This window comes from Paenibacillus sp. ISL-20 (assembly GCF_018613005.1).
In the GTDB taxonomy this organism is placed as follows: Bacteria; Bacillota; Bacilli; order Paenibacillales; family Paenibacillaceae; genus Paenibacillus_AQ.
The window spans coordinates 1-12,785 of record NZ_JAGGRD010000028.1; the positions used below are offsets into that span (position 1 = coordinate 1).

The window sequence follows — 12,785 nt, forward strand, 5'->3', positions numbered from 1 at the left end:
GTTGTGGTGACTCCATTTTACGCGAATCTTCCATGGGCCGTTCTTTTTCTGTCGCACTTCATATTACAATCCGTCTAATAAAAAAGAATCATCCCTTATATGGAGGAAGATTCTGAATTAGCTGCATTTTATGAACGGTTCTCCAAAATCACAAGCCAAAAATTATTGCCATTGCTATTCAACTAACAAAGCCTTATCCCAGGCCTGTTTAAATTGAGAACCAAATCTTCGAATGGATTCTTTGTTGGCTGTTAACTGAAAATCCTGCTCAGATCCGTAAAATCGCAGCTGATAGATCCCTTTTCGTTCCATTGGTTCCCAACTCAGCTGGTATAAATGTTTTTCAAAAGACATAAATAAGCCATCTAATTTAAAACCATTTAAATACTCAAGCGGAAATTCAGCAGTTACCGAAACAAAATTCCGGATTGTCAAATTCGTCCACCCAAAATTCAAATCATACATGATTCGGTTAGCCTTATAAAACTTAAAATTAATCTGGCATCCTTCATCCTCACCAGGAATACGAGATATTAACGCGAACGCTGCCCGAGTTCTCTTCTCTTCGTGGTCACTTAGAGTTGCCATTTACGAACCTCCTTCGTTATCCACTTACCATATTTACCTAATCTACTTACTTTATATGAAAGCTGGCTAATAATCCACAAGCCCAATTTGATCAAATTCATTGATTGAACTGTTGAATGTCGGGGATGAAACAGAGATCACATTCATCCCTCACTATCTGCCCCCAATAACAAAAACCCCTCACGCCTTACGGCGCAAGGGATTCCTCTATTAATACATCGTAATGTACTGATCGCGTTCCCATTGGTGAACTTGCGTTCTATACATGTCCCATTCGATTTCTTTCAGCTCGTAGAAGTGAGCCAGCGCATGATCCCCGAGTGCATCGGAAATGACTTCGCTGCGGATCAACTCGTTAATAGCTTCTTTCAGGTTTGCTGGCAAGCTAGGGATGCCTTCCTCAATACGCTCTTCTTCCGTCATCACATAGATGTTGCGGTCGATTGGAGCCGGGAGCGACAGCTCACGCTTCACGCCGTCCAAACCTGCTTTCAGCATGACAGCCAGAGCCAGATACGGGTTAGCCGCCGGATCCGGGTTACGCACTTCAATACGCGTGCTAAGGCCACGGGATGCAGGAATTCGAATCATTGGGCTGCGATTACTTGCAGACCATGCTACGTAGCAAGGTGCTTCGTAACCAGGCACGAGACGCTTGTACGAGTTCACCGTTGGGTTCGTGATCGCAGCAAACGCGCGTGCATGCTTAAGAATACCCGCCATATAGTTACGCGCCGTTACGCTCAAGCCAAGCTCATCACTCTCGTCAACAAACGCGTTCTCGCTGCCTTTGAAGAGCGATTGGTTACAGTGCATACCGGAGCCGTTCACGCCGAATAGCGGTTTCGGCATAAATGTTGCAATCAGTCCATGCTGACGAGCGATCGTCTTAACTACCAATTTAAATGTTTGAATCTGGTCTGCTGCTTTGATCGCATCGGCATACTTGAAATCGATTTCGTGCTGACCAGGAGCAACCTCATGGTGAGAAGCTTCGATTTCAAAGCCCATCTCTTCCAGTGTCAGTACGATATCGCGGCGGCAGTTCTCGCCGAGATCCGTAGGCGCGAGGTCAAAGTATCCACCTTGGTCATTGAGCTCCATCGTCGGGTTGCCTTTTTCATCGGTTTTGAACAGGAAGAATTCAGGCTCGGGACCGACATTCATGGAAGTGAAGCCCATTTCTTCGGCTTCTTTCAGCGCTCTCTTCAGAATGCCGCGCGGATCTCCTGCAAACTGAGTGCCGTCAGGCATGTAGACATCACAGATCAAGCGTGCAACACGATCCTCTGATACCCAAGGGAAGATCATGAAGGTATCCAGGTCCGGGTACAGGTACATATCGGATTCTTCGATCCGTACATAACCTTCGATGGACGAACCGTCGAACATCATTTTATTATCAAGCGCTTTAGGCAGCTGGCTTACAGGAATCTCAACATTTTTAATCGTTCCAAGCAAATCTGTAAATTGCAAGCGGATAAATCGAACATTTTCTTCTTTGGCAATACGTAGAATGTCCTCTCTGGTATAACTCACTTTATCCTCTCCTTTTTAAATAAAAAAACTAGATTTTAATGAAGAATTACAGCATGGCAATCCTTATTTATTAAAAAACCGGGATAATTCCCCTTGAATCAATGAAACCTGACCCGGTCTTCTAGCGGTAATCAATTCCTGCTTCAGCAAACGTCGCAACTGGGACTCCGACATCTCACGGCGTCTGTTCTCGGTATCAGGAGTAATGACAGTAGCCTCTTCAGACTCTTTCGTGACAGGATTCATTACCTGCTTAATGCCGGCGATATTAACACCTTTTTCAATCAAAGCCTTAATCTCTAGCAGTCGCTCCACATCATTGAAGGAAAACAGGCGTTGGTTGCCCGACGTACGGGCTGGGACAATTAAGTTATGCTGCTCATAATAGCGAATTTGTCTGGCAGATAAATCCGTAAGCTTCATAACAATGCCTATCGGAAATAATGCCATATTCCTCCGAATCTCATCACCCATATCTCATCAACCTTCCAAGTGGTCTATTCTGATCCTATTGTACATTTCCTGATCAACCACGTCAACCGCATGTAAGGATAACTCACAACAATTTACGATCTTTCATGCTTTGGAGGGCCATAAGCACACCATATTTAACATGAGAGTAGGTCAAGCCGCCTTGCATGTACCCGATATAAGGTGATCGGATTGGCGCATCCGCGGATAATTCGAGGCTTCCTCCCTGGATGAACGTACCTGCCGCCATAATTACAGGATGTTCGTATCCAGGCATATCCCAAGGCTCAGGCACCACATGACTGTCGACTGCCGCAGCCCGCTGAATCCCTTGTACAAAAGCGATCAGATGATCCGCTCCGGTAAACGATACCGCCTGAATCAAATCGGTCCGCTCATCCTGCCAGCCCGGCTTGGTTGTGAACCCCACCGCCTCAAACATCGCGGCGGCATAAATGCTGCCCTTGACCGCTTGTCCAACCGCGGATGGTGCCAGGAATAATCCCTGATAGATGCCTCTGGTCGTTCCCAGCATAGCCCCCACTTCTCGTCCGATGCCGGGAGCAGTCAGCCGATAGGCTGCCTTATCCACATAGGCCGCTTTACCGCATATGTAGCCGCCGGTTTCGGCAATGCCGCCGCCAGGGTTTTTGATAAGCGACCCCGCCATCAGATCAACGCCAACCTCCGTCGGTTCCAATCGCTCCGTAAACTCACCGTAACAGTTATCAACGAAAATGATCAAATCCGGGCGAATGGACCGAATCCGGCTTACCATGTCACCAATCTGGGATACCGTGAACGAAGAACGCCAATCATATCCACGAGAACGCTGGATACCAATAACCTTGGTTGAAGACGTGATTGCCTTCTCTACCCGCTCCCAATCTACATCCCCTTGTTCTGTTAGCGCAACCTCCTGATAACCGATTCCAAAATCTCGAAGGGACCCGGTGCCGTCCCCGGGTTCGCCAATCACTTTATGGAGGGTGTCATACGGACGCCCCGAAATATACAACAGCTCATCTCCTGGTCTTAACACACCAAACAATGCGGTTGAGATCGTATGGGTACCGGAAGCAAAATGCGGCCTTACCAGGGCAGATTCGGCTCCAAATACGTCTGCGTAGACTTCATCCAGCACTTCACGGCCGCGATCATTGTATGCATACCCGGTGGAAGCCGCAAAATGAAAATCACTTACCTGAAACTTCTGGAAAGCATCGATCACCTTCCACTGATTAAAATCAACGATATTATCGATCTCCCGTAAACGATGCCCGATTTTGGACTCAATCTCACTGCTCAATTCAAGTATATCTTGCGAAAATCTTGCCATGACCAACTGCTCTCTCCTCTTTTACACATGATGTCTCACATCTTAACACATATTTTTATTTCATAGAACTCGCAATGCTTGAGCACCCTGAACACGCAATATAAGCCCCATACAGGGGCTTACACTACGATTCTTATTGAAACCTAAGATCCGTTCTGAACGTAATCATGAAGCAAATAACCCATTTTCTCATAATCCGCTTTATTGATTCGCACCTCGTAGAGGATATCATTCTCATCAAAAGACTGCTCCAGCACGTCTCCGACACGGTATACAACCGAGTTCAGGTCACCGCGGTCAGCCGGAATCCGGAACGTCACGTTCCCTCCGGAGAGCTGATCCTGAATCGCTTCACGAACCATTTCCAAATCCTGATCTTGATAAGCACTAATCTTTAATTGACCATCCCCGGTAGGCAGCATCTCCAGCTGAACCGGTTCACATGCGTCCTTCTTGTTAAACAGAACGATCTGCGGTTTATCCGCCGCCCCCAGATCCTGAAGTATGGATTGAACGACAGCCATCTGTTCGTCCCGCATCGGGGAAGAAGCATCTACGACATGAAGAATCAGATCGGCTTCGTTGGCTTCTTCCAGCGTCGCACGGAACGCAGCTACCAGATCATGAGGAAGGTTCTGTATAAATCCAACGGTATCCGTTAGCACAACTTCCTTGCCGCTAGGCAGCTCCAACACACGCGAAGTGGGGTCCAGCGTAGCAAATAATTGATCTTGGATATAAACATCTGCGGCCGTTAACCGGTTTAACAATGTTGACTTGCCGGCATTGGTATAACCGACTAGAGCAACCTGTACGGCACCGCTCTTCTTCCGCCGCTCCCGATGGAGCGTACGATGCCGAGTAACTTCATCCAGCTGCCGCTTCAGGTCGCTGATTCTGTCACGAATATGCCGGCGGTCGGTTTCGAGTTTACTTTCCCCTGGTCCACGTGTCCCGATCCCCGCCCCGAGCCTGGACAGATTCTTACCATGTCCCGACAACCGCGGGAGCAAATAAGTAAGCTGTGCTAACTCCACCTGGATAATCCCCTCACGGGTCTTCGCACGTTGAGCGAAAATATCCAGTATCAATTGAGTACGGTCGATAATTTTCACATCGAGTGATTCTTCCAGATTTCGTACTTGTGCGCCGGATAATTCCTGATCGAATATGGCTGTTGTTGCGCCCAACCCATCAATCGCCATGCGCAGCTCTTCGACCTTCCCTTTGCCGATAAACCACTTGGAATCCGGAACTTCGCGATTCTGCGTAATGACATCCAGCACCTCCACTCCAGCGGTTTCAGCTAGCTGAACCAGCTCCTGCAGCGAGTGTTCCGGATTAATTCCTGTACGTTTAACTGCATCCGTCACCAAACTGACCAAAACGGCTTTATCTTCGATCTCTGTCCGGGTATCATGCGTTATATTTGTCATATAGCCAACTCCTCTATCATTACGTCTCCTAATTTAACTAACCGCTGCTGCCTGCAATAAACATTATGATCCAAAGAAAGCAGCGTTACCCCTTCATTATGTTCGAAGACAAGCTTAAAATCATTGTATTTTTCCGTTTAACTTAAAGTCCTCCGGCCGCAGGGTCATAAGCTCAAGCTTGCCGGGGTTTCCGGTTACGTACTGATTTAGCAGCCGAACCGATTGATTCCTTATCGATTTCTCGATGACATTCCGTACATAACGCGCATTACTGAAGGCGTGCAGTCCGTGATCCTTCTCCATCTGCAGGTGTTCCTTGAGCTTGCTCAGCGACTGCGGCATCAAGATATAATCCCTCTCCTTTGCCATCAGCTCCGAAATCTGTATCAATTGATCCAGATTGTAATCCGGGAAGTCCATCTGGATTGGAAATCGGGAATACAGGCCGGGATTCGAATCCATAAAAAAATCAATCTCATCGCTATAGCCTGCCAGAATAAGAATGAACTGGTTTCTATGATCCTCCATCGCCTTAACCAGCGTATCGATCGCTTCCTTGCCAAAATCCTTCTCACCGCCGCGCGCCAAACTGTAAGCCTCGTCGATGAACAGAATTCCTCCAAGCGCTTTTTTGACCAGTTCTCTGGTCTTTTGTGCCGTGTGACCGATATATTCACCTACGAGATCCGCCCGTTCCACTTCGATCAGGTGACCCTTATTAAGCACGCCCATCTTCTGAAACAGCTTTGCCACGATACGGGCGACTGTGGTTTTCCCAGTTCCGGGATTTCCTTTAAAAATCATATGGTACACATGACCACCACTTAATAAGCCTGCCTCCGAACGCATCTGAGCCACTTGAAGCAGAGCATAGATTTCAAATACCAGGTCTTTGATTTGTTCGAGACCTACCAGTTGATCCAGCTCTTTCTGTATTTCCTGGAATAGACTGTGCTGGGAAACAGGGTTTGGCGAAGGGGCCGGTTCGCGTTCCGGAACCGCACTGCTGATGAGTGGAGGTTCCGCGCTGCGGAGCACGACATTAATCTGCCTGGATGGCCGTCCTTCAGATCGGCCGTTAGCGGCCGTTACACGCCCGTTCATTGCTCCTCACCTCTTTACCAAAGGGCTGACTATCTATTCCAATGTATTCTATTTACAGCCTGCTTATTAGAAGTTTCGTCCTCATAGGACACCCATGGCGATCAACAGCCGATCGGCCGTCCATTTCGTATAAGCCAGCACTTCTCTAGACTTGTGTTTAGCCATCGGCAAAACGGCAGATTCCGTCAGCGACATAGAAGGATGATCGTAACCAAGGGTTGTTGCAACCTCCATCGCTCTCGTCCCGTGATAGTCATGGGTTATTATAATGGCGGTGTTCCACCCATGCTCCTCCATAATCGCTTGGCTGAAGAGCAAATTCTCGTAAGTGCTCGTTGCTTCGTTCTCCAGGAAGATCCGTTCCTCCGGTACGCCCGCGTCAACCAAGAAATTTCGCATTCCTTCGGCTTCGGTATATGGATACCCCGGCTTATCGAGGCCGCCAGAAACGATGAAGGTATCAAAACGGCCTGCATGGTATTCAACTAGCGCATGCTCGAGCCGCTCGCGAAGCCCCGGACTTGGCTGATCTCCCCACATGGAAGCGCCCAGGATAATGCCGACATCCGCTTTCTCCGACGGACTGCTGACGGCACTTTCGATCTTCCAATATGCATAACCTGACCATAGCACTCCAAGAACAACGAGAGAGAGCAGGGTAATCATCCCTCGCCGATACCATGCTCTCTTCTTCGTGCCTGTTTGAGACAGACTCTTATGTATTTCCTGACGCATTATTTCTTCCTCCTGAACTCTCCATTATGAAATAACTGGTCGCGATGCTTCAGAGACATCATAAAGTAAGGGAATTCATGCGCGTCGATGGCCCGAAGCAGATTCCGTGCGGTTACCTTGGCCAGCCTGTAGTCATCCCGAGTAATGTCATTCCGCCCTAGGGCATCCTCAAGCTCATCTTCATCCAGCAAGAACACTTCACCATTCTTGACGACCACAACGTCCAAATACAGATCGTCAAACCAAGGGACACCCTGATCTGTTACCCCTTGTTTCTTGCAAATATCGATGTACCATTGAACAATATTTCGTTTGTCATCAAACATGGCGGTCACGATGAAATGGCTGTCCTTCGGATAATACTGCAGCCATGAATAGCCTTTGTCCGCGATTCGGTAAGTATGACGGCCATACGTCTTCCATAACGGTTCTTTCAGGCCATATATGGTATATAACGTGAGATACCCTGTAAACTGCTCACATTCCACATACCGGGAAGTGAAGTGCCGGCGGGTGATACGGCGCCAATTCGCCCGATCTCCGAATTTACGTTTCATGGAACTTTTCCTCCCCATTCGTATTCCCAGCTTACCACATTTGGGTATCACACTCAAAACAAAGAAGCCTCCGCAATCATGCGGAGGCTCTCAAGTTCATTATGGACTATCTTGGAACTCGTCAGAACCATCAACCGGATCTGACGGATCCACAATGGTTCCCGGTACCGTAGGAATATTGCCCGAATCAGTGTCGGTTCCTCCAGTGCCTGTGTCACCATGGTTAGATCCATCTCCTGAGTCATCAGATCCATTGCCAGGATTTTGACCATCTTGGCCATTCCCGGTTCCGTTTCCATTGTCAGGAGGGTTCGTTCCATTACCATTACCATTACCATTACCATTACCATTACCATTACCATTACCGTTACCATTACCATTGCCTGTGCCTTCACCATTCCCATTGCCTGTCTCGCCATTACCGTTGCCATTTCCGTTCCCGTTGCCATTCTCATTCCCAGGAGGGAACTCATTGCCTGCTCCGTTGTCACCTTCATCAACCGGAGGCGGTTCCTGGATGTCCCCCGGATCGGGTTCGAGATCCTCAGGTGGCAATTCCTCGGAAACGGCCACAATCTGCAGGATGTTCGAAGGTGCCGACTCCTGGCTCGTTGACGGGTCTATAGCGGTCACATAATAATCATAGGTCAATCCCTCCATTGCGCTCAAATCCTCTATGGATGTACCATTCAAGGCATCGAGAATCGGGGTGTATTCCGATTCCGACGTTTCCTTACGGTACACGCGGTATTGCACGTTGCCCTGAACCGGATTCCAGCTCAGTGATACGGTCTGAGTCTCCCCATTATAGGAGCCCGTCAAACCGCTGACTGCGGTTAACGTCGTTTCTTCAACAGGCGGCTTTACCGGCTCGGTACTCGGGAAGCTCTTCGCTTCATAGCCTTGAACCGCCTTCTCCATCACTTTGCCCCATAAGGAAGCTGAGATCGAACTGCTTCGTTTCAGCAGATGCTGCCGGTCTGGGTTATCATAACCCATCCACACAGCTGCGGTTAACTCCGGCGTATATCCGACAAACCATACGTCGCGGTTTGAGCTGACGCCTTTATAGCCGCTCTGCGTGGTTCCGGTCTTACCGGCTACCGGACGACTGATCCGGGCATTTCTACCCGTTCCGTCCTCTACAACGCGCTTCATCATGTCTGTCATTTGCGAAGCCGTCGAAGCGCTCATCACGCGCTTCCCTTTGCTGCCTTTGTTCTCATGCACAACCTTGCCTTTGTTATCTTTAATCTGCTTGATTGCAAAAGCCTCTTTGAATTCTCCGCCATTAGCAAAGGCGCTGAAAGCTTGTGCCATCTCGAATGTGTTCGTACCGGTATCCATGCCGCCGAGAGCCAGGGATAAGTTCGCATCGCCTTCGGTCATCTTGATGCCAAGACTCTGAGCGAACTCGAATCCGGTTTTTACGCCGATTTGGTTCAACAGCCATACGGCCGGAATGTTCTCGGAACGCTGAATCGCTTCCGGCATACCAATCGTCTCCGAATATCCGTGCAGGTTATTTGGGCAATAATTGGTGCCAAAACATTGCGATTTATTACTTAATCTGGAGTCCTTCGTAAACTTTCCGGATTCCAGCGCCGGTGCATACGATACAATCGGCTTCAAGGCGGATCCCGGCTGACGACGGCTGTCGGTAGCCCGGCTGAACCCTCCGCGCGTATATTCCCGTCCACCGGACATGGCTACGATCCCACCGGTTTCCTGGTTAATGATGACCATAGAACCTTCAACCGGCACGTCGTCTGGACCTTTTTCAAAGTTTTCCGGATTCTTGAACTCTTCTTCCATTGCCGTCTGGGCATTCACGTCCATCGTTGTGTAAATCTGATAACCGCCAATATTAACATCGTCCTCGGTGAGGCCCCATTTTTCTTCGGCTTCTTCCATTACATAGTCGATAAACGCTGTATATTTCTGTTGTCTCTCAGGCGGTGTATACGCATAGTCCACTTTCTTGGCTTTCGCCGCCTCTTCGGCCGTTATATAACCCTGCTGTTCCATCAAAGTCAATACCACCGCACGACGCTCTTTGGAGAGCTCAGGGTTCTTGAGCGGATTATATCGGGACGGTCCCTTCGGCATTGCCGCCAGTGTTGCTATTTCCCATATCTCCAGTTTTTTCAGATTCGATTTGCCGAAATAACGCTCGGATGCGGCTTTGATGCCGTAATAAGGTCCCCCGAAGTTAATCCGGTTCAAGTACATCTCAATAATTTCCTGTTTACTGTGTTTACGTTCAAGCGCCAGCGCGATCGACATTTCAGTCGCCTTCCGGAAGAATGTTTTATCCCTTGTCAGGAATATGTTCTTCGCCAGCTGCTGCGTGATCGTACTTCCGCCTTCGACCATGGAACGGGCCATGACATCCTTTACCGCTGCGCGGCCGATCGACCACATGTCTACGCCGTTGTGCTCCATGAACCGTTTATCTTCTGTTGCAATAAATGCTTGTACCAATAGCTCCGGTATATCCTCGTACTTCACAGGATCACTCTTCTGGAGGGACAGTTCGCCCATCAGCGTGCCATTACGGTCATATACCTTGGAAGTACCGTAAGCGGTCAGCTTATCCTGATTCTGCTCCAGCAGCTTTTCACCGCTGATCAAGATGAACAAATAACCTGCAAGCGCACAGAAGATCGCAATGACGGCCGTAAAAAACAATGCCCATGCAATTCGCTTTCCTTTGCCTTTTTTCTTCTTCGCATTCGGTTTCGTGGTTTTGGATGTCTTCGGGTTGTCTTTGTTTTTGTTCAACCGTGACATCTGATTATCTTTTCCAGCCATTTGTCCCCCTCCTTACTCCCTTGCGGGATCAAGCCTTCTGACTCAAGTCATGCCTCGGAAAGAAAAGAACAACCTTCTCAGGTTGCTCTCTGCACTCCTTATAAGCTAAACGAATTATAAGCCAAAAAGTTTCAAATTAATCATTTACGGTACGATTCTGCTCTTTATGAATCCATTCTAAAATCTATTGTTCGCTGCTGTTATCCTGCATCAGGGACACATTACGCTGCGGCATGAACGTGGAGATAGCATGCTTGTACACCATTTGCTGACGGCCGTCGCTGTCAATCACGATGGTAAAATTGTCAAAAGCTTTGATCGTTCCACGGATCTGAAAGCCGTTTGTAAGGTATACCGTGGCCGGGATGTTCTCTTTGCGCAGTTGGTTCAAGAACGTGTCTTGGATGTTAATGGACTTGTTCATTAGCCGTACCCCCAATGGTTCATTTAGATTGTTTTGAAAATATATTCAAGATTTCAGTGAAACTTTCCTGCTATTATAGCACGGATTTTTTGATAGTTCGCAGAAAAATTTCCCGAGTCGGTGACGTCTACCCACTCGATGTCCTTCATGTGGCGAAACCAAGATAGCTGCCGCTTAGCGAAACGGCGTGTATCGCGCTTAAGCAGCACGACGGCCTCCTCGTAGCTGAACTCCCCGCTAAGGTACGAAACGATTTCCTTGTAACCCAGCCCTTGCATGGATACAAGCCCCGGAGCGAACCCTTTGTTCATGAGCGCCGCCACCTCATCAACAAGTCCCTGGCTCAGCATAAGATCAATTCGCTCTTCAATACGGTTATATAGCATTTGCCTGTCCATTGTCAAACCGACCAAGCATAAGTCATAGGGAGATTCCTTGGTTTGAGGTGCCAGTTGGGTCGAAAGTGGGACGCCTGTCACATGAAATACTTCCATAGCACGAACGACCCGGCGTAGGTCATTAGGGTGAAGCCGCTCGGCCGTTTCAGGATCAATCTCGGCCAATTTTTGATGCAGAGCCTCGGCTCCATGCTCGTTGGCATAGCGGAACTGCTCTTCCCGAAAAACTTCATCCGCTCCCGTCTCGCTAAACTGATAGCCGTAACACACCGACTCCACGTAAAGCCCGGTTCCGCCAACAATAAAAGGAAGTTTCCCCCGCTGCGTGATCTCCGTAATGAGCCTCTGGCTCTGCTCCTGAAATTCGGCTACCGAATAGGGGTGATCGGGCTCGTGAATATCAATGAGATAGTGGGGAACACCTTCCATTTCCTCCACGGAAATTTTGGCCGTTCCGATATCCATGCCCCGGTATACCTGCATCGAATCGCCGGAGATAATCTCACACCCCAATTCCTTCGCGATTTCAATGCTCATTTTGGTTTTACCTACAGCTGTTGGTCCGATGAGAACGAGCAGTTTCGGTTTGGTTTCATCTGTCAATGGAAATCACTCCGTACGTTATTTTCGATTTTCCCCGTTCAGGCAATGTAAAGCCAAGCCGCTCAAACTCTCCACTGGATCGCGCTTCCTTCATCACGACGGTTTTGCGCGCGACCCTGACCGCTTCTCTCACACTTTCCATTTCCAGCGGCTCCCCATTTGCATAATGTCTTAGAGGATGGATCGAAGCCGATTCGGTGATCGGTTCACGGAACATCGGATCAAAATAAACAATGTCTACGCTCCGGTCCGGCAGCGACTTCAAATAATCCAGGTGATGGCTGTGCCTGACCTCGATTCGCCTCATCGCCTGATCACTGGCCTCCAAATGGCTTTCATAGGTCCGCAGCCCTTCTTTCAGCAGCGCATACAGGGGCAGTGAGCTCTCCAGGGCAGTGATCCGGCTGTTCACCCCGCCCTTGCCTGCGAATACCAGGGAGTCGGCTCCAAGCCCCGCCGTACAATCCAGCACGGAATCCCCTTCCTCCATACCGGAAGCCTCCAGCATGGGATCGGGTTTTCCGTTCAGCACGCGTTTCAATCGGACAAACCCCATACTCGGATGAAATTCCATGACCGCCCCGCCCGGTCCGCTTAGACGTACATGTCCGTTCAGTACGATCAGCACGTCATCGTCTCCGAACCTGCGGGCTAATTTCCGCAATGAATGACCGCCGCGCTGGACATAACGGCAGCCGATTTCCTGGGCTAAACTTCTCGCGCGCTCCACAATGTCCGGCGCTTCCGCTTCTCCAGTTGTTATAATCATGAAGGTCC

Annotated in this window: 12 protein-coding genes; all 12 read right to left on the reverse strand. The window is 49.0% G+C overall.

The genetic code is table 11. From position 1 onward, the window contains the following. Positions 1–174 precede the first annotated feature (174 nt). Positions 175–588 carry a hypothetical protein gene (locus tag J7E85_RS17740; protein ID WP_215159997.1) on the reverse strand — a complete coding sequence of 138 codons (414 nt, stop codon included), beginning with the start codon at positions 586–588 and terminating at the stop codon, positions 175–177. Positions 589–798: 210 nt separating this feature from the next. Then, positions 799–2,127: a type I glutamate--ammonia ligase gene (glnA, locus tag J7E85_RS17745; protein WP_215159999.1), complete on the reverse strand. Its 1,329-nt coding sequence runs from the start codon at positions 2,125–2,127 to the stop codon at positions 799–801. A 63-nt stretch (positions 2,128–2,190) separates the two neighbouring features. Next, entirely contained in the window at positions 2,191–2,601 is a 411-nt protein-coding gene (locus J7E85_RS17750; RefSeq protein ID WP_076321140.1) for a MerR family transcriptional regulator, read from the reverse strand. 82 nt (positions 2,602–2,683) lie between these two features. Further along, the gene (locus tag J7E85_RS17755; RefSeq protein WP_215160000.1) at positions 2,684–3,937 is read right to left on the reverse strand and encodes a methionine gamma-lyase family protein; all 1,254 of its coding nucleotides are present in this window, start codon (positions 3,935–3,937) and stop codon (positions 2,684–2,686) included. A gap of 143 nt (positions 3,938–4,080) precedes the next feature. After that, positions 4,081–5,373 (reverse strand): GTPase HflX, encoded by a 1,293-nt coding sequence (hflX, locus tag J7E85_RS17760; protein ID WP_215160002.1) that lies wholly within the window; start codon positions 5,371–5,373, stop codon positions 4,081–4,083. Positions 5,374–5,493: 120 nt separating this feature from the next. Continuing rightward, on the reverse strand, positions 5,494–6,477 hold the full coding sequence (locus J7E85_RS17765) for an AAA family ATPase (RefSeq protein WP_215160004.1): 984 nt from the start codon (positions 6,475–6,477) through the stop codon (positions 5,494–5,496). Positions 6,478–6,558: 81 nt separating this feature from the next. Further along, entirely contained in the window at positions 6,559–7,212 is a 654-nt protein-coding gene (locus tag J7E85_RS17770) for a YdcF family protein (RefSeq protein WP_215160006.1), read from the reverse strand. Continuing rightward, complete coding sequence (locus tag J7E85_RS17775) at positions 7,212–7,769, reverse strand: ribonuclease FAU-1 family protein (protein ID WP_071218240.1); 558 nt, start codon at positions 7,767–7,769, stop codon at positions 7,212–7,214. Before J7E85_RS17775 ends, J7E85_RS17770 begins: the two co-directional genes overlap by 1 nt. A gap of 99 nt (positions 7,770–7,868) precedes the next feature. After that, the gene (locus J7E85_RS17780; protein WP_215160008.1) at positions 7,869–10,583 is read right to left on the reverse strand and encodes a transglycosylase domain-containing protein; all 2,715 of its coding nucleotides are present in this window, start codon (positions 10,581–10,583) and stop codon (positions 7,869–7,871) included. Between the two features lie 184 nt (positions 10,584–10,767). Beyond that, positions 10,768–11,007, reverse strand: coding sequence for an RNA chaperone Hfq (hfq, locus tag J7E85_RS17785; RefSeq protein ID WP_076321134.1), 240 nt, complete (start codon positions 11,005–11,007; stop codon positions 10,768–10,770). Between the two features lie 53 nt (positions 11,008–11,060). Beyond that, positions 11,061–12,008: a tRNA (adenosine(37)-N6)-dimethylallyltransferase MiaA gene (gene miaA, locus J7E85_RS17790; RefSeq protein ID WP_215160011.1), complete on the reverse strand. Its 948-nt coding sequence runs from the start codon at positions 12,006–12,008 to the stop codon at positions 11,061–11,063. Continuing rightward, complete coding sequence (locus J7E85_RS17795; RefSeq protein WP_215160013.1) at positions 11,998–12,777, reverse strand: class I SAM-dependent methyltransferase; 780 nt, start codon at positions 12,775–12,777, stop codon at positions 11,998–12,000. The genes miaA and J7E85_RS17795 overlap by 11 nt, the downstream gene beginning before the upstream one ends. Between the last annotated feature and the right edge of the window lie 8 nt (positions 12,778–12,785).

Excerpts from the sequence above, each read along its gene's own strand:
- J7E85_RS17740 (WP_215159997.1), bottom strand. The coding sequence starts at position 588 with ATGGCAACTCTAAGTGACCACGAAGAGAAGAGAACTCGGGCAGCGTTC.
- hflX (WP_215160002.1), bottom strand. The coding sequence starts at position 5,373 with ATGACAAATATAACGCATGATACCCGGACAGAGATCGAAGATAAAGCC.
- J7E85_RS17755 (WP_215160000.1), bottom strand. The coding sequence starts at position 3,937 with ATGGCAAGATTTTCGCAAGATATACTTGAATTGAGCAGTGAGATTGAG.
- J7E85_RS17775 (WP_071218240.1), bottom strand. The coding sequence starts at position 7,769 with ATGAAACGTAAATTCGGAGATCGGGCGAATTGGCGCCGTATCACCCGC.
- J7E85_RS17795 (WP_215160013.1), bottom strand. The coding sequence starts at position 12,777 with ATGATTATAACAACTGGAGAAGCGGAAGCGCCGGACATTGTGGAGCGC.
- J7E85_RS17780 (WP_215160008.1), bottom strand. The coding sequence starts at position 10,583 with ATGGCTGGAAAAGATAATCAGATGTCACGGTTGAACAAAAACAAAGAC.
- J7E85_RS17770 (WP_215160006.1), bottom strand. The coding sequence starts at position 7,212 with ATGCGTCAGGAAATACATAAGAGTCTGTCTCAAACAGGCACGAAGAAG.
- hfq (WP_076321134.1), bottom strand. The coding sequence starts at position 11,007 with ATGAACAAGTCCATTAACATCCAAGACACGTTCTTGAACCAACTGCGC.
- J7E85_RS17765 (WP_215160004.1), bottom strand. The coding sequence starts at position 6,477 with ATGAACGGGCGTGTAACGGCCGCTAACGGCCGATCTGAAGGACGGCCA.
- J7E85_RS17750 (WP_076321140.1), bottom strand. The coding sequence starts at position 2,601 with ATGGGTGATGAGATTCGGAGGAATATGGCATTATTTCCGATAGGCATT.